This window comes from Streptomyces sp. NPDC085932 (genome assembly GCF_044540525.1).
Taxonomy (GTDB): Bacteria; Actinomycetota; Actinomycetes; order Streptomycetales; family Streptomycetaceae; genus Streptomyces; species Streptomyces levis.
In genome coordinates, this window is sequence record NZ_JBITSJ010000003.1 from 301,808 (window position 1) to 326,783 (window position 24,976).

At 71.4% G+C, this 24,976-nt stretch carries 20 protein-coding genes; 7 read left to right on the forward strand and 13 right to left on the reverse strand.

Annotation, left to right across the window (positions count from 1 at the left end; all coding sequences use genetic code 11):
• Positions 1–6: 6 nt before the first annotated feature.
• Together ACIGAQ_RS17425 and ACIGAQ_RS17430 are read right to left on the reverse strand one after the other, a co-directional pair.
• Positions 7–909: an anti-sigma factor RsbA family regulatory protein gene (locus ACIGAQ_RS17425; protein WP_399783649.1), complete on the reverse strand. Its 903-nt coding sequence runs from the start codon at positions 907–909 to the stop codon at positions 7–9.
• A gap of 37 nt (positions 910–946) precedes the next feature.
• Positions 947–3,574, reverse strand: a complete 2,628-nt coding sequence (locus ACIGAQ_RS17430) for an ATP-binding protein (protein ID WP_399783652.1) — start codon at positions 3,572–3,574, stop codon at positions 947–949.
• A 272-nt stretch (positions 3,575–3,846) separates the two neighbouring features.
• Here ACIGAQ_RS17430 and ACIGAQ_RS17435 point away from each other — a divergent pair, with 272 nt between their 5' ends.
• Positions 3,847–5,199 (forward strand): M14 family metallopeptidase, encoded by a 1,353-nt coding sequence (locus ACIGAQ_RS17435; RefSeq protein WP_399783655.1) that lies wholly within the window; start codon positions 3,847–3,849, stop codon positions 5,197–5,199.
• On the opposite strand, the gene ACIGAQ_RS17440 is transcribed toward ACIGAQ_RS17435, so the two are convergent.
• The 5 genes from ACIGAQ_RS17440 to ACIGAQ_RS17460 all read right to left on the reverse strand — a co-directional run bounded on the left by ACIGAQ_RS17440 (position 5,196) and on the right by ACIGAQ_RS17460 (position 9,638).
• A complete protein-coding gene (locus ACIGAQ_RS17440; protein ID WP_399783658.1) occupies positions 5,196–5,789 on the reverse strand; it encodes a hypothetical protein in 594 nt (197 codons plus the stop codon). The genes ACIGAQ_RS17435 and ACIGAQ_RS17440 overlap by 4 nt on opposite strands.
• Positions 5,790–5,854: 65 nt before the next feature.
• Complete coding sequence (locus tag ACIGAQ_RS17445) at positions 5,855–7,333, reverse strand: gluconate:H+ symporter (RefSeq protein WP_362278348.1); 1,479 nt, start codon at positions 7,331–7,333, stop codon at positions 5,855–5,857.
• 105 nt (positions 7,334–7,438) lie between these two features.
• On the reverse strand, positions 7,439–7,849 hold the full coding sequence (locus ACIGAQ_RS17450; protein ID WP_399783661.1) for a RidA family protein: 411 nt from the start codon (positions 7,847–7,849) through the stop codon (positions 7,439–7,441).
• Positions 7,846–8,607 (reverse strand): IclR family transcriptional regulator, encoded by a 762-nt coding sequence (locus ACIGAQ_RS17455; RefSeq protein ID WP_311679855.1) that lies wholly within the window; start codon positions 8,605–8,607, stop codon positions 7,846–7,848. Before ACIGAQ_RS17455 ends, ACIGAQ_RS17450 begins: the two co-directional genes overlap by 4 nt.
• Positions 8,604–9,638 carry a sugar kinase gene (locus ACIGAQ_RS17460; protein WP_399783665.1) on the reverse strand — a complete coding sequence of 345 codons (1,035 nt, stop codon included), beginning with the start codon at positions 9,636–9,638 and terminating at the stop codon, positions 8,604–8,606. Before ACIGAQ_RS17460 ends, ACIGAQ_RS17455 begins: the two co-directional genes overlap by 4 nt.
• 134 nt (positions 9,639–9,772) lie before the next feature.
• On the opposite strand from ACIGAQ_RS17460, the gene ACIGAQ_RS17465 reads away from it, so the two are divergent.
• Together ACIGAQ_RS17465 and ACIGAQ_RS17470 are read left to right on the forward strand one after the other, a co-directional pair.
• On the forward strand, positions 9,773–11,050 hold the full coding sequence (locus ACIGAQ_RS17465; RefSeq protein ID WP_399783668.1) for an amino acid deaminase: 1,278 nt from the start codon (positions 9,773–9,775) through the stop codon (positions 11,048–11,050).
• Positions 11,051–11,063: 13 nt separating this feature from the next.
• Entirely contained in the window at positions 11,064–12,677 is a 1,614-nt protein-coding gene (locus ACIGAQ_RS17470) for an amidohydrolase family protein (protein WP_399783670.1), read from the forward strand.
• 21 nt (positions 12,678–12,698) lie between these two features.
• Here ACIGAQ_RS17470 and ACIGAQ_RS17475 read toward each other — a convergent pair whose 3' ends face one another.
• Together ACIGAQ_RS17475 and ACIGAQ_RS17480 are read right to left on the reverse strand one after the other, a co-directional pair.
• The gene (locus tag ACIGAQ_RS17475) at positions 12,699–13,622 is read right to left on the reverse strand and encodes a serine protease (RefSeq protein WP_399783673.1); all 924 of its coding nucleotides are present in this window, start codon (positions 13,620–13,622) and stop codon (positions 12,699–12,701) included.
• Positions 13,623–13,829: 207 nt separating this feature from the next.
• Complete coding sequence (locus ACIGAQ_RS17480) at positions 13,830–14,663, reverse strand: hypothetical protein (protein WP_399783676.1); 834 nt, start codon at positions 14,661–14,663, stop codon at positions 13,830–13,832.
• A 126-nt stretch (positions 14,664–14,789) separates the two neighbouring features.
• On the opposite strand from ACIGAQ_RS17480, the gene ACIGAQ_RS17485 reads away from it, so the two are divergent.
• Complete coding sequence (locus tag ACIGAQ_RS17485) at positions 14,790–16,001, forward strand: pyridoxal phosphate-dependent aminotransferase (protein WP_311679867.1); 1,212 nt, start codon at positions 14,790–14,792, stop codon at positions 15,999–16,001.
• A 113-nt stretch (positions 16,002–16,114) separates the two neighbouring features.
• Positions 16,115–16,531, forward strand: a complete 417-nt coding sequence (locus ACIGAQ_RS17490) for a hypothetical protein (protein ID WP_094055038.1) — start codon at positions 16,115–16,117, stop codon at positions 16,529–16,531.
• A gap of 260 nt (positions 16,532–16,791) precedes the next feature.
• Here ACIGAQ_RS17490 and ACIGAQ_RS17495 read toward each other — a convergent pair whose 3' ends face one another.
• Genes ACIGAQ_RS17495 through ACIGAQ_RS17505 form a run of 3 tightly spaced genes read right to left on the reverse strand, consistent with a single transcriptional unit; the run spans position 16,792 to position 18,964 of the window.
• Complete coding sequence (locus ACIGAQ_RS17495; RefSeq protein WP_365740151.1) at positions 16,792–17,826, reverse strand: hypothetical protein; 1,035 nt, start codon at positions 17,824–17,826, stop codon at positions 16,792–16,794.
• The gene (locus ACIGAQ_RS17500) at positions 17,775–18,362 is read right to left on the reverse strand and encodes a hypothetical protein (RefSeq protein WP_365740150.1); all 588 of its coding nucleotides are present in this window, start codon (positions 18,360–18,362) and stop codon (positions 17,775–17,777) included. Before ACIGAQ_RS17500 ends, ACIGAQ_RS17495 begins: the two co-directional genes overlap by 52 nt.
• The gene (locus ACIGAQ_RS17505) at positions 18,350–18,964 is read right to left on the reverse strand and encodes a hypothetical protein (protein WP_362277476.1); all 615 of its coding nucleotides are present in this window, start codon (positions 18,962–18,964) and stop codon (positions 18,350–18,352) included. Before ACIGAQ_RS17505 ends, ACIGAQ_RS17500 begins: the two co-directional genes overlap by 13 nt.
• A gap of 565 nt (positions 18,965–19,529) precedes the next feature.
• On the opposite strand from ACIGAQ_RS17505, the gene ACIGAQ_RS17510 reads away from it, so the two are divergent.
• Positions 19,530–22,886 carry an RHS repeat-associated core domain-containing protein gene (locus tag ACIGAQ_RS17510; RefSeq protein ID WP_399783681.1) on the forward strand — a complete coding sequence of 1,119 codons (3,357 nt, stop codon included), beginning with the start codon at positions 19,530–19,532 and terminating at the stop codon, positions 22,884–22,886.
• A 472-nt stretch (positions 22,887–23,358) separates the two neighbouring features.
• Complete coding sequence (locus tag ACIGAQ_RS17515) at positions 23,359–23,601, forward strand: hypothetical protein (protein ID WP_365740147.1); 243 nt, start codon at positions 23,359–23,361, stop codon at positions 23,599–23,601.
• 795 nt (positions 23,602–24,396) lie between these two features.
• On the opposite strand, the gene ACIGAQ_RS17520 is transcribed toward ACIGAQ_RS17515, so the two are convergent.
• Positions 24,397–24,675 carry a hypothetical protein gene (locus ACIGAQ_RS17520; protein ID WP_365740146.1) on the reverse strand — a complete coding sequence of 93 codons (279 nt, stop codon included), beginning with the start codon at positions 24,673–24,675 and terminating at the stop codon, positions 24,397–24,399.
• Positions 24,676–24,976: the final 301 nt, after the last annotated feature.

The following is a 24,976-nucleotide window of genomic DNA, read 5'->3' on the forward strand; positions in this document are numbered from 1 at the left end:
GGGGGCCTACGCGTACTGCAACCGGACCGTCGCGCCGGCGCTGTCGTCGCGGATGTCGACGTACGCGCAGACCTGCCGCGCGTACCACAGCCCCGGGCCGGGCTCCGGGCCGTCGGGCGGCGGCGGGACGAAGCCGGCGAGCGGGTCGGCGACGGGGCGGGCCGAGCGCAGTTCGCAGACGCAGGCGGGCGCCTCGCCCCACAGCAGGACGGTGCCGTCGAGGGGGGCCAGGGCGGCCGCGGCCCCGGCGACGGCCGTCGCGAACAACTCGGCGTCCGCGGCGGGCAGTCCCCGGTGCTCCGCCCACCCGCGCACGGCCGCCGCGTGCGGCTCGGCGAGGGGTTCGACGCCCTCCGGGGGCAGCGGCAGCGGTACGGCGTCGAGTTCGGCCACGAGCCGGAACGGGTCCTCGTACACCTCCGTGCCGGGGTGGGCGCGGCGGGCAGCGGCGACGACGGCGGGCCCGGCGGTGCGGGTGTCGTAGGCGCACAGGGCGGTCGTGGCCAGGGGGCCGAAGAGGGGGTTGGCGAGGGCCTCGTAGCGGATCCACTCGGCCGTCTCGCGGGTCGAGCGCCCGGCGCGGCCGCCCCACACGGGTTCCATCAGCAGGTGGATCCGGCCGCCGGGGCCGGCGTGCGCGGTGAGGTGGGCGGCGGCCCGGGCCACGGCGTTGGCGGCGGAGCCGGTGTACCACTCGGTGTGCGGGACGCAGGTGATCTCCTTGGCGTCACCGCCGAGGGCGTCGCGCAGCAGGTCGAGGTGGTGCGGGGCGGCGATGGCCACCGGCGGGGGTTCGCCGGGGGCGGCGAGGCCTTCGCCGAGGAAGGGCAGGGCGGCGGCCATGAAGGCCTCGTCGGAGTCGAAGACGGCCATGCGGTGGTCGAACGAGGCGGGTTGTCCGGTGGTCACGTGATCCCCTCGGGTGGGTGTGGGTGGGGTACGGCGGTCAGCGCTGTGCCGTCACCCAGGCGGCGATCTGGCTGCGGTTGCTGAAGCCGAGCTTGCTGAGGATGCGCTCCACATGGCCTTCGGCGGTGCGGCGGGCGATGACCAGGCGGTCGGCGATCTGCTGGTTGGCGAGCCCTTCGGCGACGAGCCGGGCGACCTCGGTCTCGCGGCGGGTGAGACGGACCGCGGTGTCCTCGTGCGGCGGCGGGGCGGCGGGCTCGTCCGCGGCCGGCTCCTGCAGGGCGTGGCCGACCAGCTCCGCAAGGGTCAGGGCGCCGCCGCGCCGGTGGGCCCGTTCGAAGGCCTCGCGGCCCAGGGCGCGGCCCGCCCGCTCCTCGTTGTCCCGGCGGGCGGAGGTGAGGGTGCGGGCGCCCCAGCGGCCCGCGTCGATGTCGGCCCAGACACGGTCGGCGCCGCCCAGCAGCACGGCCGCGTGCTCGTGGTCGCCGTGTCCGACCGCGACGGAGGCGAGCAGATCGAGAGTGAGGGCGATGCCGATGACGTCGTGGACGGCGAATTTCAGCCGCAGCGCCTCGCGGGCGTGCCGCTCCGCCCGGACCCGGTCCCCGCGCACGGTGTGCGCGAGGGCGAGCATGCGCAGCACGTACGACCGCACCCACTGCTCGCCGTGCCGCTCGCACAGCCGCAGGGCCCGCTCGCACACCTCGACGGCCCGGTCGGCCTCGCCCAGGAAGCCCAGCGCGCAGGCGAGTTCGACCTGGTCGAGGCCGACGAGGCTGAGGTGCTGGCCGGGTACGGGACCGCGGGCGACGGTGGTCTCGAAGTGCCGCAGGGCGCCGGGCAGGTCGTCGCCGAACAGCCGGATGACGCCGATGACGTACTCGGCGTGGGCGGCCTCGGCCGTGTCGCCCAGGGCGCGGGCGAGAGCGAGGGCGTCCGTGGCGTGCCGCTGGCCCCGGGGGAAGTCCTGGGTGGCGGCGACCAGCAGCCCGGCGACCCACAGGCCGCGGGCCCGCTCCCTGGTCGGCTCGGGATGGGCCGCCAGGGCCCGGTCGAGCCAGTACAGGCCCTCCCGGGGGGCGCCGCACGCGTGCCAGTGGAACCAGAGGGCGCCGGCGAGGCGCAGTCCGGCGCGGGCCTCGCCGGGCGTGGTCAGGCTGAAGTCGAGGGCGGCGCGCAGGTTGTCCTGGTCGGCGCGCAGGCGGGCCACGATCTCCGGCTGTCCGGGCCCGAACCAGGCGCGCTCGCACGCCTCGGTCCGTCGGAGCATCCAGTCCCGCTGCCGCCGCCGGGCGGCGGTCTCCTCGCCCGGGGTCCGTCGCAGCTGCTCCAGCCCGTACTGGCGCAGGGTGTCGAGCAGCCGGTAGCGCACGCCGTCAGGGCCCGGCTCCCGGCAGAGCACGGACTTGTCCACGAGCCCGGCGACGGCTTCCAGAACGTCGTCGGCACGCAGAACCACGGGCGGGACCGCGGGCAACGTCACGGCCCCGGTGAGGCTTTCGACGGGGCCGGTGAGAGCGTCGACGGGCCCGGGACGGGTGACGGCGGGGCCGGTGTCGGTGGCCGAAGGGCCGATGAGGGCGTCGACGGGCCCGGGGCCGGTCTCGGCAGGTCCGGGGCGGGTGGTGGGGCCGTCCGTGAGGCGCGCGGGTGGCGTGCCGGAGGCCTGGTGACGGACCGCGGGGGCGGGGAGTTGGTGGCGGACCGCGGGGGCGGGGAGCCGGCTGTCGTCGGGCGGCCACGTGGCGGCTTCCCGCGGGGTGTCGTCGGCGCACACCGCCTCCGCCGTCTCCAGGTCGAAGGCACCCGCCAGCACCGACAGCCGGGCCCACACCAGTTGCTCGGGTGCGGTGCACAGGTCGTGGCTCCAGGCGACCGCCGCCCGCAGGGTCTGGTGGCGGGGTAGGGCCGCGGGGCTGCCGGTGGTGAGGAAGCGGTAGCGGTCGTCGAGCCGGTCCAGGAGCTGGTCGACGTCGAGGACGCGCATGCGGACGGCGGCCAGTTCGATGGCGAGGGGCAGGCCGTCCAGGCGTCGGCACAGGCGGGCGACGGACGCCAGGTTGGCGCGGGTGAGGCGGAAGCCGGGGGCCACGGCGGCCGCGCGGTCGGCGAAGAGGGTGAGGGCGGGATAGCCCTCGGCGGCGGACAGGTCGCCGTCCGGGTCGGGCACGGGCAGCGGGCGCACCTCCAGCAGGTGCTCCTCCGTGAGGCCGAGCCGGTGCCGGCTGGTGGCGAGGATCCGGACGCCCTCGGTGCCGTGCAGCAGGGCGGCGGCGAGCCGGGCACAGGCGTCCGCGAGGTGCTCGCAGTTGTCGACGACGAGCAGCAGCCGCCGGTCGCGGACCTGCTCGACGAGCGCGTCGAGGGGCGGCTGGGCGGAGTGGTCGTGCAGACCGAGCGCGTCGGCGGCGGCCAGCGGGACCAGCGCCGGGTCGTGCAGCCCGGACAGGTGCACGAAGCGCACGCCGTCCGGGAAGGCGCGCTGGACGCGGGCCGCGATGCGCGCGGCGAGCCGGGTCTTGCCGACGCCGCCCGGCCCGGTCAGCGTCACCAGCCGGGCGCGGGCCAGCAGCTCGCGTCCTTCGGTCAGTTCGCCACGCCGGTCGACGAAGCTGGTCGTCTCGACCGGCAGCCGGTGGTCCCGTCGTGGCGCTGATCCGCCCATGATCAGCCAGTCCTCTGGGGTGTGGTCCGAGGATCCGGACAGCCCGGCTCCCCTTGCGCGAGCCCTCACCCTCTCCCGGTTCCGTACATATATGCACGTGCGGGTCACACCCCCGGGTGGACTTCGGCCGCTCCCTCTCGACCGGTGCGCCGCACGCGTACACTGCGCGGCCGCTTTCAGTCTTGACCTGCTCATGCCATTGGCAGAACGATGTGCGCCACCCGCACCACGTACGTCGCACGGAACAACCCCACCTCCCACAAGGAGATTTCATGCGACTTCGCATCCGAGGCTCCGGTGCCCGCACCGGCAGACGCACCGCGGCCCTCGCCGCCGTCCTGGCCCTCGCCCTCGCCGCTCCCCTGTCGGCCACGGCGCCGGACGCCACCGCCGACAGCGCGGCGAAGGCCGCGCCGACGGCCGACGCCATCCGGCAGTACGAGATCCATCTGCACTCGACGGCCGAGGACCGCACGGCACTTCAGCGCACGGGCGTGACCGTCGACGAGGTCCACGGCCACGGGGTCGTCGTCTCCGGCCGCGCGGACCAGATCAAGCAGCTGCGCGCCCGGGGCTACGAGGTCACCCCGCTCGGCGCGGTGCCCGACCGGTCCGCCGGCGAGGACGACGTCCGGCTCTTCGACTTCCCGTCGGGCGACTCGAAGTACCACAACTACGCGGAGATGACGAGCGCGATCAACACGATCGTCTCGGCCAACCCGTCGATCGCCAGCCAGCGCGTGATCGGCAAGTCGTACCAGGGCCGGAACATCGTCGCGATCAAGATCAGCGACAACGTGGCGACGGACGAGTCCGAGCCCGAGGTCCTGTTCACCCACCACCAGCACGCGCGCGAGCACCTCACCGTCGAGATGGCGCTCTACCTGCTGCGCGAGCTGACCTCCGACTACGGATCCGACAGCCGGGTCACCAACATGGTGAACAACCGCGAGATCTGGATCGTGCCGGACATCAACCCGGACGGCGGCGAGTACGACATCGCCACCGGCTCGTACCGCTCGTGGCGCAAGAACCGGCAGCCCAACTCCGGTTCCTCGTACGTCGGTACGGACCTGAACCGCAACTGGAACTACCGCTGGGGCTGCTGCGGCGGCTCCTCGGGGTCGACGTCCTCCGAGACCTACCGGGGCACGGCGGCGGAGTCGGCGCCCGAGGTGAAGGTCGTCGCGGACTTCGTGCGCAGCCGGGTCGTCGGCGGCAAGCAGCAGATCAGGGCCGGGGTCGACTTCCACACGTACAGCGAGCTGGTGCTGTGGCCGTTCGGCTACACGTACTCCGACACCACGACCGGGATGACCGCGGACGACAACGCGGCCTTCAAGGCGGTCGGGCAGAAGATGGCCGCGAGCAACGGGTACACCGCCGAGCAGTCGAGTGACCTGTACATCACGGACGGGTCGATCGACGACTACCTCTGGGGTGTGCACAAGATCTTCGGCTACACGTTCGAGATGTATCCCCGGTCCGGTGGGGGTGGGTTCTACCCGCCCGACGAGGTGATCGAGCGGGAGACCTCCCGCAACCGGGACGCGGTGCTGCAGTTGCTGGAGAACGCCGACTGCATGTACCGGTCGATCGGCAAGGAAGCGCAGTACTGCGGCTAGTCCGCGTCCTTCTCCGCGTCCTTCTCCGCGTCCTTCTCCGCGTCCTTCTCCATGTCCTGCTCCGCGCTTTCCGCTGCGCCGTCCTGGACGCCGTCGTCGAAGTAGGCGTCCAGGACCGCGTCCAACTGCTCGTCCCACTCGGCGAAGCGGCTCCTGGCCGGCGCCTCGATCTCGATCGGGTACCAGCGCCGGTCAGGGGTGTGGACGGTGACGGTGTACCGCTTGCCGAAGCGGGCCGTCTCCGTCTCCACCGCGCCGATCTCGTCCCAGCGGAACTCGCACTCCTGGTCGTCCAGGCAGAGCCGGACGCCTCTGCGGTCGGCGACGATCCGGGCGCGGCGGTCGGACGCCTCGAAGACGGGACCGTCGCCCGCGGCGTCCTCCTCCGGCTCCACCGGCTCGGCGGGGGACGCCGTGTCCGTCTCCTCCGCCTCGGGGGCGGCCTCCTCGGCCTCGGCGGCCTCGGGCTCCTCCGCGGGCTCGCCGTCCTTCGTCCGTGCGGACGCGGGTGACGTGAGCCCGGGGATGAAGGCCGGGTCGAACCCGGCGCCTTCCAGGGGCTGGCTGCTCGAACCTATGCGCTGCTCCACAGCGCAGCAGTATGGTCGACAAACCTGTGCCGCACACAGCCGGGCCCGACTTCGTTATCAGACTCCTACACGAACAGGCTCAGCACGGCCGCGACCACGAACCCGGCCACCGACAGCACGCTCTCCAGCACCGTCCACGTCTTGAGCGTGTCCCGCTCGCTGATGCCGAAGTACTTGGCCACCATCCAGAAACCGCCGTCGTTGACGTGGGAGGCGAAGATGGAGCCCGCGGAGATGGCCATGATGACCAGGGCGACGAAGGCCTGGGAGTGGTCGCCCTCCGACAGCAGGGGCGCCACGATGCCGGCCGTCGTGACGATGGCGACCGTCGCCGAGCCCTGGGCGACGCGCAGGACCACGGAGATCAGGTAGGACAGGACGATCACCGGCAGGCCCACGTCGTTGAACGTGTCCGAGAGGGCCTGGGCGACGCCGCTCGCCTTGAGGACCGCGCCGAAGATGCCGCCCGCGCCGACCACCAGCAGGATGTTGCCGACCGGCTTGAGGGACGCCGTCGACACCGTCTCCAGCGACTTGCGGGACCAGCCGCGGCGGATGCCCAGCAGGTAGTACGCGAGGAACAGCGCGATCGTGAGCGCCACGAACGGGTTGCCGAAGAACTCGATCACCGAGCGCAGCGTGGAGGGGTCCAGGGCGATCGACGAGAAGGTCGCGGCGAGGATGAGGACCAGCGGCGTGCCGATGATGCCGAGGACCGTCCCGAGGGAGACCGGCTGCTCGCTGGGCGCCACCCCGGCGGCCCGCTGCTCGTCGACGACGGCCTGCTTGGCCTCCTCCGCCGCCTCGACCATGTCCTGCGGCACGGCGACGAAGATGCGGCGGCCGATCCACGCCGAGTACGCCCACGCGGCCACCACGGCGGGCAGACCGCAGACGACGCCCATGAGGATGACCCAGCCGAGGTCGACGTGGAGCAGACCGGCGGCGGCCACCGGGCCGGGGTGCGGCGGCAGGAACGCGTGCGTGACCGACAGGCCCGCGAGCAGCGGCAGGCAGTACAGCAGGATCGACTTGCCGGAGCGCTTGGCGGCGGCGTAGACGATGGGCGCCAGGACGAAGATGCCGACGTCGAAGAAGACCGGGATGCCGAAGATCAGGCCGGTCAGGCCCATGGCCAGCGGCGCGCGCTGCTCGCCGAACAGGCCGAGCAGGCGACGGGCCAGTACCTCCGCGCCGCCGCTCACTTCGAGGATCGCGCCGAGCATGGTGCCCAGGCCGATGATGATCGCGACATGGCCGAGGATGCCGCCCATGCCGGACTCGATGGTGGAGACGGCGTCCGACTTCTGGACCGTGCCGAAGAGTTCGGTGACGGACAGTCCGGCCGCGAGGCCGACGGCTATGGAGACCGCCAGCAGGGCGACGAACGGCTGGAGTCTGACCCTGATGATGAGGAAGAGCAGCAGCGCGATGCCGAGCGCGGCCGTGAGCAGGAGTCCGGCGGTGCCGTCGACGAGGAGGAGCAGTCCTCCCGTGTGGGGCGGTGTCTCGGCGGGGGCGGACGCGGCGAGCGGATGGGACATTCGGGGGTCCTCTGCGTAAGTGCATGCAGCTTCTGGGTAGGGGGGAGCGCGACGCGGCGCATCGGGGCGCCGCGCCTCACGGGCGTGCGGGAGTTGGGGGGGCGGTCAGCCGAGGACGGCGAGCGCGTCGATCTCGACGAGGAGGCCCGCGGGGAGACCGACGTAGACGGTCGTGCGCGCGGCGGGCGGCTGGGTCAGCCCCTGCTCCTCGAAGTACGCGTTGTAGATCTCGTTCATCTCGGCGAAGTGGGCGACGTCCGTCAGGTAGACGCGGATCATCATCACGTCGTCCCAGGAGGCGCCGCCCTCCTCCAGGATGGCCTTGACGTTGGCCAGGGTCTGCAGGGTCTGCTCGCGCAGGGTCGGCCCGGCGGGCGTGGGCGGCTTGCCCTCCTCGGCGGGGAGGAAGCCGACCTGGCCGGCGACCTGGAGGATGTTGCCCTTCCTCACGCCGTGGGAGAACTTCGCCGGCGGGGTGGTGTGGGTCTTGGGGGTGAGTGCGATCTTGTCGGTCATGCGGTGCCCTTCACTGGTGTTCTGCCGGAGTACTCCCCGCTGATGGCGTCCGCCGTGCGGCGCACCAGCGGCAGGAGGGTGAGGAGCTCGTCGGCGGTGACGACGACGTTCGGCGCGGAGACCGACATCGCGGCGACGACCCGGCCGTCGGCGCCGCGGATGGGCGCCGCGACGCAGTTGATGGACTCCTCGTGGCCGCCGAGGTCGGTGGCCCAGCCCTGTTCGCGCACCTTGTCCAGCTCGCGCAGGAACGCGCTCGCGTTGGGTGTCGAACGGGCCGTGTAACTGGGGTAGTCGAGCTTCTCGGCGACCGCCCGCCGCTCGTGCTCGGGCAGGTCGGCCAGGAGCAGCTTCGCGACCGCGGCGACGGTGATGGCCACGGGCTTGCCGATGCGGGAGTACATCCGCACCGGGTAGCGGCTCTCGACCTTGTCGATGTAGAGGACCTCGTTCTCCTCGTACACGGCCAGGTGCACGGTGTGCCCGCAGCTCTCGTTGAGGCGGACCAGGTGCGGGTGGGCGATCTCGCGGACGTCGAGGTTCTCCATGGCCTCCTGGGCGAGCGCGAAGAGGCGGGCGCCGAGGCGGTAGCGCTGGTCGGACTGGCGGTAGACCAGGCCGTGCTCGTGCAGGGTGCGCAGCAGGCGCAGGGCCGTGGACTTGTGGACGCCGAGGCGGTCGGCGACCTGCCCCAGGTCGGCGGGCCCCTCGGCGAGCAGCGGCAGGATGCTGAGCGCGCGGTCGACGGTCTGGCTCATGGCGTACGTACCTCCTCGTCGGCCCGCCGGACGTCCTCGGTCCAGCCGGGGCCGAGTCGCAGTCTCCCCCATGCCGCGTCGTCCAGGGCGACGAGCCGGTCGGCGTGCTCCTGGGCGGGCGGGACGGCGAGGTCGCCGGGCACGGTGAGCGCGGCGGCGGCCATGAGGTGCCCGTGGCGCAGCCGGTCCCGGACGGGCAGGCCGCGCAGGGTGGCGGAGAGGAACCCGGCGGCGAAGGCGTCGCCCGCGCCGACGGCGGCGACGACGTCGACCCGCGGCGCGGGGACGAAGGTGACGTCCCGCTCCTCGAAGACGGTCGCTCCGGCGGCGCCCTGCTTGACGACCAGTACCTCGGGTTCGGGCAGGGCGGCGCGGACGGCCTCGGCGCTGGGCAGCCCCCAGGCCTCGTCCTGGCCCACGAACACGAGGTCCGCGCCCCGGGCGAGGTCGCGCAGCACCCGGGGTGCGTCCTGGTCGCGCCACAGGCCGGGCCGGTGGTTGACGTCGAAGGAGACCAGGGGGCGGCCGGGGCGGCGTGCGGTCAGCTCGCGCATCAGGTCCTGGCAGCTGCCGGACAGCGCGGCCGTGATCCCGGACAGGTGCAGCACGCGTCCGGCGCGCACCGCCGCCGGGTCGGGGTCCGTCACGCTCATCGCGGACGCGGCGGAGCCGGCCCGGTAGTACGCCACCTCGTGCTCGTCGCCGGCCCGGTCCCCGGCGGTGCGGAAGTAGATGCCGGTCGGGCGGCCGGGGTCGCGGCGCACGTGCGCCACGTCGACCCCGTACCCGCCGATCGCCTCGACCAGATGGTCGCCGAAGGGGTCGTCCCCGACCCTGCTGATCCACCGGACGGAGTGCCCCGCCGCGGCCAGGACGCACGCCACGTTGGACTCCGCCCCGCCGATCCCCCGCTCGAACGACGGCACGTCGGCGAGGCGGCCCGGCCGGGTGGGCAGGAACGTGACCATGGACTCGCCGAGCGCGACGACGTCCACGACGTCGGGGGTATCGCTGGGTCCGGTGGGGGTCACGATGCTCGTAGCTCCTCGGCGGCTTCGGTGGGTGGCGGTCTCATTGACCGGCGGTGGCCGAGATGTTAGACAGCGTTGAGCGATATACGCAATGAAGATTGCACACTATGCAACACAGCTGATCAGGAGGCTCCATGCCAGCCGACACCGCAGCCGAGTCCCTCGCCCGGCTCGCCGCAGAGCGCGTCGACCATCGCTTCAAGGGCCTCCCGCCGGACGCCGACGGGCTGACGGTCGGCGAGCTGGCCGCCCAGCGCCGCAACCTCTTCACCGGCGGCTTCGCCACCCCCGTGCTCGCGCTGTCCGCCGAGCGCCTGGAGCACAACCTGAGGCTCATGGAGACGTACGCGGCCCGGCACGGCCTGGCCTTCGCGCCGCACGGCAAGACCTCGATGGCGCCGCAGCTGTTCCAGCGGCAGATCGAGCACGGGGCGTGGGGCATCACGCTCGCGGTGCCGCACCAGGTGCGGGTGGCGCGTGCCTTCGGCACCCGGCGCGTGTTCCTCGCGAACGAACTGGTCGACGCGGCGGCCCTGCGCTGGATCTCCGCCGAGCTGGACGCCGACCCGGACTTCCGGTTCATCTGCTACGTCGACTCGGTGCGCGGCGTCGAGCTGATGGACGCGGCCCTGCGCGGCGCCGCCCGGCCGGTGGACGTCGTGGTCGAGCTCGCCGCCGGTGAGGGCGCCCGGACCGGTGTCCGCACGGAGGCGCAGTGCGCGGCGGTCGCGGACGCCGTGGCCGCGACGCGGACGCTGCGGCTGGTCGGTGTCGCCGGTTACGAGGGCGAGGTGCCGGAGGCCGACCCGGAGCGGGTGACGGCGTGGCTGCGGCGGCTGGTCGCGCTCGCCGCGGACTTCGACAAGGCGGGGCGCTTCGCGGGCCTGGACGAGATCGTCGTCAGCGCGGGCGGCAGCGCCTGGTTCGACGCGGTCGCCGAGGTCTTCGCGGAGATTTCCGAACTGTCCCGCCCGGTGCTGAAGTTGCTGCGCTCGGGCGCCTACGTCTCGCACGACGACGGCCACTACCGCAAGCTGACCCCGTTCAACCGGGTACCCGAGGAGGGCGCCCTGGAGCCCGCGTTCCGGCTGTGGGCCCAGGTGGTGTCCCGCCCCTCCGCGGAGCAGGCCTTCGTCAACGCGGGCAAGCGGGACGCCGCCTACGACCTCGACCTGCCGTTCGCGCAGGCGATCCGCCGGGACGGTGCCGAGCGCCCGGCCACCGGCGTGTCGGTGACGGCCCTGTCCGACCAGCACGCCTGGCTGAGCACCACGCCGGAGGCGGACCTGGAGGTGGGCGACTGGGTCGGCCTGGGACTGTCCCATCCGTGCACCTCGTTCGACAAGTGGCAGCTGATCCCGGTCGCCGAGGCGGACGGCACGGTCGTCGACTACGTCCGCACGTTCTTCTAGGAGGCGCGAAGCGATGGAGGAACTCGTCATCCGGGACGCCGAGGTCGTCGACGGCTCCGGCGCCGACTCCTACCGGGCCGACGTCGTCGTCGGCGGCGGCCGGATCACGTCGATCGTCAAGGAGGCCGCGGCGGCCGGCTGCCAGCGGCCGAGGGCCCGCCGGGAGCTGGACGCCGAAGGGCTGGTCCTGTCCCCCGGCTTCGTCGACATGCACGCCCACAGCGACCTGGCGCTGCTGCGGGACCCCGACCACAGCGCCAAGGCCGCGCAGGGCGTGACGCTGGAGGTCATCGGCCAGGACGGGCTGTCGTACGCGCCGGTCGACGATCGCACGCTCGCCGAGGTGCGCCGGGCGATCGCCGGCTGGAACGGGCCCGGGGACGACATCGACTTCGACTGGCGCACGGTCGGCGAGTACCTGGACCGGCTGGACCGGGGGATCGCCGTCAACGCGGCCTACCTGATCCCGCAGGGCACGGTACGGGCGCTCGCCGTCGGCTGGGAGGACCGCCCGGCCACCGAGCAGGAGCTGGACCGGATGCGGCAGTTGGTCGCCGAGGGCATGGAGCAGGGCGCGGTCGGCATGTCGTCGGGGCTGACGTACACGCCCGGCATGTACGCGCGGGACGCCGAACTGACCGAACTGTGCAAGGTGGTGGCCTCCTACGGCGGCTACTACTGCCCGCACCACCGCTCCTACGGCGCCGGCGCCCTGGAGGCGTACCGGGAGATGATCGCGCTGACGAGGGAGGCGGGCTGCTCCCTCCATCTCGCCCACGCCACGATGAACTTCGGTGTGAACAAGGGCCGGGCGCCGGAGCTGCTGGCCCTGCTGGACGAGGCCCTGGCGGCCGGGGCGGACATCAGCCTCGACACCTACCCGTACACGCCGGGCTGCACGACCCTGGCGGCGGTGCTGCCGAGCTGGGCGAGCGAGGGCGGCCCGGAGGAGACGCTCAGGCGGCTGGCCGACGACGCCACCGCGGAGCGCATCCGCCACCACCTGGAGGTCACCGGCTCCGACGGCTGCCACGGCGTGCCGGTCGAGTGGGACACCATCGAGATCTCCGGCGTGAACGATCCGGCCCTCGCGGACCACGTCGGCCGCACGATCGCGGAGTCGGCGGCCCTGCGGCGGGAGGACCCGTGGGTGACCGCGCGCGGCCTGCTCCTGGCCGACCGGCTGGCCCCGACGATCCTGCAGCACGTGGGCCACGAGGAGAACGTCCGGGAGATCATGCGCCACCGGGTGCACACCGGCGGCTCGGACGGCATCCTCCAGGGCGCCAAGCCGCACCCGCGCGCCTACGGCACCTTCCCGCACTACCTCGGGCACTACGTACGGGAGTTGGGGGTGCTGTCGCTGGAGGAGTGCGTCGCTCACCTCACCTCCCGCCCGGCCGCGCGGCTGCGCCTGCCCGACCGGGGCCTGGTCCGCGAGGGCTACGTGGCCGACCTGGTGCTCTTCGACCCGGCGACGGTGGCGGCGGGCTCCACCTTCGCGGAACCGCGCACGCTCCCGACGGGCATCCCGTACGTCCTGGTCGACGGCCGGTTCGTGATCGAGGACGGCCGGCGCACGGACGCGCTGGCGGGCCGGGCGGTCCGCGGGACGCCCCCCGCGTGACCGCCCGGCCGGCACCCTGCCCTAGGGCTTGGGCAGGGTGCAGCCGCTCGCGCTCAGGTCGAGCTTGTTGTCGATCCCGAAGCAGGCGGGGATCCCGTAGGTCTGCTGGGCGTAGTTGATGCCCTTGCGGACGGTCACGGTGCCGTTCGCGTCGACCTCGCACGGGTTGTTCACCGTGCAGCGCTCACCGGACTCGTTGCCGGTGTTGTTGACGGCGACGACCTTGTTGGTGGCCTGGTCGACGACGGGCGAGCCGGAGGTGCCGCCGATGGTGTTGCACGCGGAGGTGTAGCGGACCGAGTCCTTCCAGGTCCAGTCGCCCTCCTTGAGGGTGGGCACGAACCCGTCGATGGAGCAGCTGTAGATCCGCTTCCAGTACCCCGAGGGGATGCCGATGGCGGTGCCGGCGACCGGGTGGCTGTCGCTCAGCGTCAGCGGGTTGATGTTGTACGAGCTCTTGATCTGCGCGTACGTGGTGGTGAGCTGGTACAGCGCGACGTCCGTGTCGGTCATCGTGCCGTAGGCGAGCTTGGCGGCGCGCAGGGTGGCCACGCGGGAGCCGGAGGCGTTCAGCAGGCTGAAGGTGCGGCTGGACGCCTTGTCGACGAGCACCTCGCCGGGCCCGGGGAAACCGGACTCCAGACAGTGACCGTTGGTCATCACCAGCGCCGGGTCGTCGCTCTCGGAGTCCGGCATCCGCACGACCGAGCCGGAGCAGTTGCTGAGCGCGACCGTGCCGGCGAAGTTCACCGCCTTGGCCGACGGGTTGAGCCCGGCCAGCGCCTGCTCCACGGACGCGACCACGCCCGGGACGGCGGACGTGGCCGCGCCCGTGTCCGCGGCCTTGCCGACGCCCGTGGGGGCGGCCTCGGCAGCGGTCGCGGGAGCCGCGCCGGCCCCGGCTATCGCCAGGGCGAGGAACGCGGCGGCGAGAGGTTTTCTCATGGGGGGTCCCCTCTTGCGACGGAGGCGGCCGGAAGATCTCCGGCCGCCCGCACGATTGTCATGTGCATTGTGATCGCCGCAAGGCGCCCCGCACAAGAACCCGTTCCACAAACGGAACCACGGCGTCCGATCCGGCCCCGCCGAACCGGTCGGAACGGACCCCCACTTGGGCCACTCGGACCACTGGGGCCATGCGGGCTGCGTGGGCTACTTGGGCCCCTTCGTACCCCCGGGGCCGTGTCCCGGCTTGCCGTCGGCGCGGCCCGGGGGTGTCGCGGTGACGGAGGCGGAGGGCGTCGCCGTACCGGCCGTGGGGCTGCCTGCCGGGGACTCCGGCGCGCCCGTACCGCCACCGGCCGAGGGGGTGGGGCTCGCCGGTGCGGAGGGGGCGGACGGAGCGGACGACCCGGTGCCGGAGGCCGGGCCCTGGTCCGTCGGCCCGCCTTCGAGCGGCGCGCCGGGGGTCGACGCGCCACGGGCCGAGGCCGACGCCGTCGGCGTCTCCCCCGCCACCGTCGGGGCCGTGGGGCCGCCCTTGCCGTCTCCCGTCCCGTCGGAGGAGGTGCCGGAGAAGGAGAAACCGGCGATCAGCGCGGCGGCGGAGACGACCCCCGCGGCCCCGGCCGCCACGGCCACCCGTCGCGTGCGCCACGCCGAGGGCTTGCGCGGGGAGCGGTGTCCCCCACCGGACCGGGCCCTCGCCGGCACCGCCACCAGCTCGCGCGTGTCGCCCACGCCGCCCACGCGACCCTGACCGCCCACGGGACCCCCAGCGTCCACGCGGCCCTCACTGTCCGCGCGACCGTCACTGTCCGCGCCGTTCGGGCGGCCCTCCCCGTCCCAGCGCTCCCCTGCGCCCGGACGGCCCTCGCCGCCCGCGGCGGCCGTGCCGCCGTAGACGTCCTGCCAGCCATGGGCCGCGGCCGGGTCGGCGTAGGCGTCGTACTCCGGGGGCGGGGCACCCTGCGGCACGTAGACGTTCGGCGCCCCCGGGGGACCGCCGCCCGTCGCTCCGTCGGAGTACTCGAATGGCTTGGACATGGCGGCGCATTCTAGGGACCAGAGGTGCTGGTGGGACAGCCGACGGCGATATCCACCCAAACCGCCGCGTCTCACGTGGCGGAAAACACGGCCCGAGAGGCGTTACCGGGCCGTAAGCTCCCAGACATGCAGGTGATCCAGTCGACCAAGCTCGCCAACGTCTGTTACGAGATCCGGGGCCCGGTGCTCGAGGAGGCGATGCGGCTGGAAGCGGCCGGTCACCGGATCCTCAAGCTGAACACCGGCAATCCGGCGGCGTTCGGCTTCGAGTGCCCGCCCGAGATCCTGGAGGACATCCTCCGCAACGTCTCCTCGGCACACGGCTACGGGGACGCCAAGGGCCTGCTGGCCGCCCGCCGCGCGGTCGTGATGCACAACCAGACCCTCGGCATCGAGACGGACGTCGAGCACGTCTTCATCGGCAACGGCGTCTCCGAGCTGATCGTGATGGCGATGCAGGGCCTGCTCGACGACGGCGACGAAGTCCTGGTCCCGGCCCCCGACTACCCGCTGTGGACGGCGGCCGTCTCCCTCTCCGGCGGCACGGCGGTGCACTACCGCTGCGACGAGCAGTCCGACTGGATGCCGGACCTCGCCGACGTCGAGCGCAAGGTCACCGACCGCACCAAAGCGATCGTCATCATCAACCCGAACAACCCCACGGGCGCCGTCTACGACGAGGCGATGATCAAGGGCCTGACCGACATCGCCCGCCGCCACAACCTCCTCGTCTGCTCCGACGAGATCTACGACAAGATCCTCTACGACGAGGCCGTGCACACCCCGACCGCCAAGGTCGCCCCCGACCTGCTCACCCTCACCTTCAACGGCATGTCGAAGGCGTACCGGGTGGCCGGCTACCGCGTGGGCTGGATGTCGATCTCCGGGCCGCGCGCGCACGCCGACTCCTACATCGAGGGCCTGACGATCCTGGCGAACATGCGCCTGTGCGCCAACATGCCGGGACAGCACGGGGTGGTCGCCGCGCTCAGCGGTCGCCAGACGATCAACGACCTGGTACTGCCGGGCGGGCGACTGCGCGAGCAGCGGGACGTCGCGTACGAGCTGCTCACCCAGATCCCGGGCGTGACGTGCGTGAAGCCGAAGGGGGCGCTGTACCTCTTCCCGCGCCTGGATCCCAAGGTCTTCAAGATCAAGGACGACCGGCGGATGGTCCTGGACCTGCTCCGGCGGGAGAAGATCATGGTCGTCCAGGGCACCGGCTTCAACTGGCCGGAGCCGGACCACTTCCGCGTGGTGACCCTGCCGACGGTCGGCGACCTGCGCGACGCGGTGGGACGGATCGGGCACTTCCTGGACGGCTACGGCCAGCACTGAACCGGACACCCACGCTCACCGTATGTGTGCGGCCAGTCCGATTTTGTGAACAACTCAACTTTAGACGAAATCTAAGCTAGGATGGTTTCCTGTTAGCACTCAGGAGGCCCTCCATGTACGAACCGATCCGCACCAAGTCGGTCCACAGCACGCCGGACGGCCCCAACCCGGACTTCCCCCACCGTTCCCGCGAGGAGGAGCTGGACATCCAGCTCGCGGGCCATCTCGCCGCCCTGCTCGCCGTCACGGACGAGCTGCGCGCGCTGGAGGGCTCGGCCGACCTGGACACGGCGGCGGAGCGGCTGGCGGAGCAGGTGGGCCGGCTGAGGGGCGGACCCGCCCCGGCCCGGGTGACCGGCACGCGGCGCGAGCGGAGCGCCGCCGCCCTGCACCGGCGGGCGCATGCCCTGGCGGGCCGGGCGCTGGTCGTCGCCGCCTCCCGCGCCGACACGGCGGCCGCGATCCTCGCCGCCGAGCGCATGGACGCGCACACCGCGGCCCTGGAGCCGCGCGAACTGGCGTCCCGCTGAGCCCCCGAGGGGGCTCCCCATGACGGCCCCGGTCCGCGCGCACCCGCAGCGACGCGCGGACCGGGCGCCACTGACCCCTCCGTGAGGGCCATCGGGTACCCGTACCTGGTGGCCCTCACGCCTGTTCCGAGGCACCCTACGATCGCCCGGGCGGCGGCCGCCCACGACTGTCGGCCGCCGGGGTGCCGCCTTCAGCCGCCGACCCACCGGGGCCGCGTACAGCCGGGACCACGCGCGCGAGGACGACAGGACCGGCTGGGTCAGCCGGAGCGCCGCGCGCCGAGGGCGGTGACGACGTGACGGAAGACCACGCGGCCGCCCTCCTCTGCCGCCGCCGTCGCCTCCGCCCGCACCAGGACGCCCGTCTCCTGGTCGACGGTGAAAGCGCACGTCAGGCTCTCGTCCGGAGCCCAGGCACTGAACGGGAAAGTGCGCAGCGGACGCACACCGGCCCGGACGGAGGTCGCCGACACGGCCGTGACGCGCGCCAGATGGGACACGATCCTGGCCGGCGCGAGCAGTTCGGCCAGCCGGGCCGCCGACGGGCTCGTCGCGTCCGGCGCGTAGTCCCCGGTCACCGTCAGCTCCCGCCCGCCGGCCGAAACCGTCCAGGACCGGGCCGAGGGCCCGCCCGTGAAGGCCAGATCCTCGTGCGGGTCGACCTCGACGGCGACGTCGGCCGTCAGCCGGACGGGCTCGACCAGCGTCCGGGCCATCCGCGCCACCACCCACCCCGCCTCGGCCGACGACCGCACGTCGTGGACGCTCAGCTCATGGACCCGGGCCGTGGCCAGGGGGCCACGGTCGTCGTGCAGCGTGGCGGACGACAGCAAACCGGTGCCCGGATCGAGCCGCACGACCAGGCCCCGGGCACCGGGCGGCAACCAGGCGTCGGCCGGGTCGGCGAACAACGGGTGCGGAACCAGGGAGAGTTCGATGTACCCCTCACCACGCTCGGCCCGCGTCACCGCCCCGATCCCCCGGATCAACCGGGCAGGGTCGAACAGCACGGCCCACGGCTCGTCGGAGTCCTCCTCCCGGAGCAGGGCGGGCGAGACCCCGTCCAGCCGGAAGGTCCGTGTTCCCCCGAGCCGCCGGGAGGCAGATCCGCCCATAGCCTCGGAGCCGAACCGCCCCCCGAGCTCCGGCTCGAACTCCCGCTCCTCGCAGGCGATCTCGACCACCGCGTCCAGCCGCGCGTCCTCGGCGACCGTCGCGGCGAGCCGGGACAACGCCCAGGCGGTCAGCGGGTCGTGCTCCGCGGGCGGGTCGCCCAGCCAGTGGGTAGTTGCCATGATGCCCAGGTCTCCTCGGCGCCGGGACGATCCGGTGCCCACTGCACGTACAGTACGCGGTACGGGTGGCCGACAGGCGGCGCGCCCACGGTCTCGATCGTGTACGACCGGTCCCCGTTCTCCTTGATCCGGCAGCCCGGTTCGGTGATCCCCACCCCGCAGGCCAGGATCTTCTGCCGCCGCGTGTCCTCGTCCGGGATACCGGCCTCGTCGATGCGGCTGTGCAGCATGAACGAGACGTATGACGGGGCCGAGGCGGCGGTGACCGAGACCTTGAGGGGCGAGGCCGAGGCCCTTTCAGCACCGTCGGCGGGACGCTCCCAGGCGAGGCGTCGCGGTGGTGTCTTGCGGCGGCCGTCCCCCCACTGACCTGCCACCAACGGCAGGCCGGTGCCGTCCTGCTGCCGGGCGGCCGGAGCCGGTGGGGCGGCGGGGGTGGCGGGAGCGGACGGCGCCCCCGTGCACGACACGAGGAGCAGGACGGCGGTACTCCCCGCCGCCGTCCCGCCCAGCACCCGGCGTGTCAGCCGGTGCACTTGATCTCTTTGTCGTTCTGGTTGTAGACGTGCGCCGAGCCCCTGCCCTGCGGACCGGACACGTAGAAGCGGGCCTGGCCCTTGTAGCGGTACCAGGTGTCCTTCTTGCACCCCTTGGGCGCCACCACGCGCAGGCTCTTGGTGTTCTTCTTGCCGCCCTTGCCGGTGGTCAGGTGCTCCCAGCCGTACCAGCGGGAGCGGGACAGCGAGCCCTCGGTGTTGAGGTTCGGGGCGACCTGGCCGCACTTGGTGTCGAAGTGCACGTTGATGGTGCCCTTGGTGGTATGCGAGTTGTGCGGGTAGTCCACGGACGCCTTGCACAGGTACGGCAGCCGCTTGGCGGCGGCCCGGAAGCCCGCGCCTCCCGAGGCCTCGGCGGGGTCGTCCGCCCCCAGCTCCGCCTCGCCGAGCACGGCGTCACCCGTGGGCACCTGCTGGTCCGGCTCGGTGATCTCGACGACCTCGGTCGTGTCCGTCCCCACGGCCTCCGCCGGGATCCCGTCGGCGGCGACGGCCGGGCCGCCCGCGGTGAAGGCGACCGACGCGGTGAGCGCGGCGACGGCTATGGACGTGGTGATGCGCAGCGCTGGGCGCATGGTCATGGCCACAAGTTCCCCCTGTGTGGTCAGAAGCATGGTGATGCCGAAGACGAGCGCCGTGTTTCAGGTCGACGGCGCCCGCCGGCAGCAGTCACTCTGACCCTTCAAGATCAGCGAGCCAAGTGCTTAACGGCATCAAGGAAACGATCTTGCCAAGCCGGGAGGCATGGGGCGAAGCGCTTCCTCGCGCACGCTCCGCCTCAAACGCGGGGAAACACACGGGAGTTACCGCGGGCCACAGATGCATGCGAGACAGCTCGGACACACGTACGGATGTGGCTCATAACCACCCGCGGATCACACCCCGGGAGAGCTCGCCGGGTTTCGGTCAACGTGCTTGCCGCAACTAGGAACAGAACCAAGCATTCCGCCCCTGCCCCACGGCAGTTGTGGCGGTATGGGCCTGCCCGGACGAGAGAAGCGGCGGGGCTCATTCCAGCCCGCATGCATCGGACGTTCAGGGGCACGCCGCGTCGATTTGTGCGCTTCTTGTGACAACTTGTGTGGCCCAGGTGACCGCATGCGTCACCGGTTCTGACTGTCTGTCTGACTTCCGTGGGGGAAGCCGATGCATTCACGTGCGCAGAGCACGTCCCTGTGGCGTGCCCGAAGAACACACAGAACCGCTCTCCTGTCCGCGCTCACGACCGCCGCCGTGGTGCTCTCGGCGGCACCGGGCCTGGCCGCGGCGCCGAAACCGGAGTTACCGGAGCCGGAGAGCCCTTGGACGAGGCCGACGAAGGTCGAGGCTCCCGCGACTCCGGCCGGGTCGGTGAAGGCACCGGAGTCCCAGGCGGAGGCCGAGCCGTCGGCGGAGGTCGCCGCGTGGCGGGCGGCGCAGCGGGCCCGTACCGCGGGCGGCAAGGCCGGTGCCGAGCGGGCGGGGGCCACGGCCGATGCCACCCCGTTCGTTCCGGAGGGCCAGGGCGAGGTGCCCTGGCACCGGATCACCGACACGCGCCTGAGCGACGCCCTCGTGGCACGGGTGAACCTCTCCAACGGCAACCTGATGCTCGCCGCGACGGACTTCGACATCGCCGGCGTGGGCCAGAAGCTCCAACTGACGCGGACGTACAACTCCCTTGAGGCGCCCTGGGGGAAGGTGTCGCAGCGCTGGTGGCAGGCGTACGAGCGCTACCTCCAGTTCGGCGACGGAGAAGTGATCGTCTACGACGCCACCGGCGACGCCGTGCGGTTCAAGCAGACGTCCACCGGCGGCTACACCACGCCGACGGGCTACTCCAAGGACCTGAAGAAGAACGCGGACGGCACCTACACCCTGACCGACCGCAAGTCGGGTACGAAGGACACCTACGACGAGCACGGCACGCTGACCGAGGTCACGGACAGGAACGACGGCACGATCACCGTCGACCAGCACGACGAGGGCGGCGAGCACAGGGGCTTCAAGCTGACCGAGACCCGCTCGGGCCGCTGGATCGACCTGGTGAAGACGAATCCGAGCCAGTGGCAGGCCAAGGACCACACCGGCCGCACGACCGTGCTCGACCTGGACCCGGCGGGCAACCTGGCCAAGGTCACCGACACCGACGGCAAGGCCACGGCCTACGCGTACGACTCCTCCCGCCGCCTGACCAAGGTGACCACCCCAGAGGGCACCGTCACGCTGTTCACCTACGACGCCCACAACCGCGTCAGGTCGATGCAGCGGGCCACCGAGGTGACGAGCACCGGCCACACCGGTCCGACCTGGCGCTACGACTACACGGCCGCCACGCCCTCGGACGCGGGCACCACCACGGTCACCGACCCCGACGGCGACGCCACCAAGTACCTGCACAACGCGGACGGCGAGGTCACCAAGGTCACCGACCCCCTGGACCACTCCCGCCACGCCAAGTACACCAACCACCTGCTGCAGACCGCGATCGACGCGATGGGCACGGGCGCTGACGGCACCGGCGGCAACACCACCACCTACGGCTGGGACGGCCGCAACAACGCCCTCTCCCAGAAGCTCCCGCTCGGCGCCACGGCGTCGGTGACGGCGTACCAGACCGTCGCCGGCACCGACCTGCCCAACGACTTCACCACGGCGGACGGCCGCAAGGACACCTTCAAGTACGACACCAACGGCAACACGATGTCGGTCACCACGTCCGGCACGGCCGGCGGCACCCGCGAGTACACCTACAACCAGGACACCCCGACCTGCGGCGGCTTCGAGGGCCAGCGCTGCACCGCCAAGGACGCGAACGGCAAGGTCACCTCCTTCGAGTACGACACCAAGGGCAACCTCAAGAAGGTCACCCCGCCCGCCCCCCTGGGCACGACGACCTACACCTACGACGCGCTCGGCCGGGTGGAGACCGTCACCGACGGACGCGGCATCAAGACCGTCTACGTCTACGACAACCGCGACCGCGTGACGAAGGTGTCCTCCACCAACGCCACGGTCACGTACTCCTACGACGGCGACGGCAACGTCAGGACCCGCACGGACGCCTCCGGCACCACGGGCTGGACCTACGACCAGCTCAACCGAGAAAGCGTCCGCACCCTGCAGAACGGCGCGCAGACGGCGCTGGCCTACACTCCGGGCGGCGAGGTCGACCACTACACCGACCCGACCGGCAAGACCGATTACACCTGGGACAAGGCAGGCCGTCTGGACTACCTGACCGCCCCGGACGGCAAGAAGACCGACTTCGACTACGACGACAACGACAAGCGCACCAAGACCGTCTACCCCGGCGGCACGACGCAGTCGGTGACGATCGACGACAACGGCCGCCCCCAGGCCGTCAAGACGACCTCGGGCACGACCACCCTGATCGACCTGACCTACGACTACAAGAACACCGCGGGCAAGGACACCACCAAGATCCGCACCCGCACCGACAACCTCACCAAGTACAGGACCACCTACGACTACGACTCCCAGGACCGCCTGCGCTACGCCCTGGAAGCCGACTCCGCCGGTGTGCGCAAGGCGTCGTGGCTGTACTGCTGGGACAAGGCCGGCAACCTCACCAGCCAGGACGGCACCAAGAACGCCTGCCCCGGCGGCACCACCTACACCTACGACGACGCCAGCGAACTGACCGGCAGGAACGGCTCCACCACCGGCTGGTCCTACGACAAGCTCGGCAACGAGACGGCAGGCGCGAGCACGACCCCCCGCACGAACGAGACCTGGACGGACTACAGCCAGCTCTCCGCCATCACCGCGGGCGGCAAGAGCTACGACCTGGTCCACGCGGGCACGGACAACTCCGAGCGCACCAAGCTGGGTTCGACCTGGTTCCACCACACCGCACTGGGCCTGGCCTCCACGACCACGAACGGCGTGGACACCGGATTCATCCGCGAACCGGCGGGCACCTTGAACTCCATGACGACTGGGGGGAAGTCCTACTACTACCTCACCGACGCCACGGGCAACGTCCTCGGCCTCGTCGACGACACGGGCAAGCGCACGCACACCTACGCCTACGGCCCCACGGGCCTGCCCCGCGGCACCACCACAGAGGCAGTCCCCCAGCCCCACCGCTACGCGGGCACGTATCTGGACCCCACGGGCCTGTACAAGATGGGCCATCGCTACTACGACCCGTCCCTCGGCCGCTTCACCCAACCCGACCCGTCGGGGCAGGAGACCAACCTCTACCTCTATGCCGGTGGCGACCCCCTCAACCGGACGGACCCCACGGGACTGGGGTTCCTGGACAGCGTGTCGGGTGCTCTTGACAGCGCGAACGACTGGGTGGGGGCGGCCGTAGGGTGCATCGGCGCCGTCGGAATTGCAGCGGACACCGGAGTCATCGCCTACGCCAGCGCCGTCGGCGGTGCGGCCGGAGCAGGAGTCGGGGCGGCTGTAGGCGCTACTGCCGCTGTTGTAGGCAGCTGCGCGGTTGGAGCAGTCGCCGGGTACAACAACACGGACATCCTCCATTACGGGTAACACAGTGTCGTTGAGCTAGAGGTTTTGTTGGGTCAGGGAATAGGTCCCTGACCCAACAATCCTGATTCAGCTCAGGCAAGGTGGCACCGCGATGAATGCAACCGAGAGGGAAATAGGTGAATGAGGCAATAAAGAAGACGCTGATCTTCTCTGTGGTTTTGATTGCAGGAGGACTGTGTGGGTGTGTCGCTGGAGCTGTCAAAGGGGACTCGCCATCGATCGTGTTCGGAGCAGTCGGCGCAGTATGCGGAGTCATTCTGGCGACCCTTTCCGTACTGGCTCGCCGGAAGACCCGCCCTTAGACAGTGTCCTATGTGGTGAGGTGGATGAGTCGTTTGTAGCGGCAGAGGGCGGCGGCGAGGCCGAGAGACGCCAGGTAGTTGCGGACCAAGGAGGCGCGCATGGCGTCCGCTGCCCAACTCGCCGCCCGTCCCGTCGTCCCTCGTCTGCCTGACGTCCTCGGCCTCGATGGATGGGCATGCAGCACCCTCCACCGCTGGGCAGTCCGGAAAGCGAGGTTCTAGAAGTGAATGAAAAGCGAAAACTGAAGATCTTCGCCACTGCCAGTTGCGTGATATCAGTCGCCGCTCTGATCCAAGGATCTCTGACTGAAGGATCCGGGAAGATAATCCTCATCACGCTGGGCATGCTCGGGATCATCGGCATCGGAATGCTTGCGTATGCCATGAAGCGTGGTGGCAGGTCAAGTCAATGAGAGGCAAGGACCCGAAGAGACTCGCTCCCGATCGGATGGACCATCGCTCCCTCCTCGTCACACTCATCTGGACCGGCGTCGGAGGAGCAATCCAGGCGGAGCAGAAGGCATTTGAGTGAATGCAGAAAGCAAGAAGACGGCCGCGGTTCTCGCCATCGCGCTTCCGGTGGGTCCGGCCTTCGCGGTGTCAGCGTGGACAAGCTACAGCGTTGCCCGCGTGCTGATCACCGAGGGTGTAGCCCTTTTGATCGTCAGCAGCTTGGTCTGGCTGGTGGGGCGACGCCGAACGCAGACGACTGCGACGTGGCCTCGGCGGAACCATTTGTCGAGGCCACAGTGCCGGGGCGCTGCCGCACGGCGCGGCCACCGGTTGTGTCGCGGGCGCAGCAGTGAGGAGTGACGTAGTGCTGGACAGTAAGGCCCAGAGCAGGCTGGTATCCGGCCTCATTCTCCTGATCCTTTCAGGCCCCTTCGTACTATCTCGGGCGGACTGGGGCACGGTAGGCACGCTCTGGCCCGTCATTTGGGGAGCAGCGGTCGGGGTGCTCGCCTGTCCCGCCGCGGCACTGTGGCATCGGCTCACCGCCAACCGGCGGGGACCGACCAGCTGACACCAGCAAGTGTGAGCGGCGACAGCAGCGTCGGGCGGTGGCCTCAGCACCGAGCTGTCACCCGGCGATGCTCCGGCATCGAACATTCCTGGTGGTGGGGCGGGAGTTGATTCCCGACCCACCAGTTGCCCGCGAATGCGAAGGGGGCGTTGGGATGCAAGCGAGGGACGCGTCGATGGGCCATTCAATCTACTCGCTCCTCCCGAAGTAGGCTGGAGGGGGTTACCCCTTTACCTCCCTGCGACGGACTTATTGGGCACGTCGCCGTCGGCGATGGTCTGCGGGTGTTGACCGTCCTGCCACCGGTGGGCACGGTGGCGGTCTCAATGTTGTTGCGGGTGTCGAAGCCGTAGTCGGTGACGTTGCCCGGGGTGGTGCCCGAGCCCATCGCGTCCGTGGTGGAGTCGATGTTGTTGTTGGCGTCGAACTTCGTCGACCGCTTGCGGCCCAGCGCGCCGGTCACCTCGAGCGGGGCCTTCGCACACGCCGGTGACAGGTGAGCACCCCCTCGACGTCGGTGGAGCCCAGGGGCCATCCACAGTGCTCGTGCTCCCGTTCGCGCCTCACCCGCAGGAACGCCGCCGACGGCCCCATCGACTTTACCGATCCGGAAGGGCTCGGGCGACAGCTCACATGGCGTGAGGGCCGCCGGCCGCCCTGTCCTGTGAGGCGCGGGCAGCACTGTGCGGTTCCTCTCACTTGCTGGACATTCTCCAGACCCCCCGGTGAAGATTCGCTGACTTTCTGTGAGATTGATGGGGGAT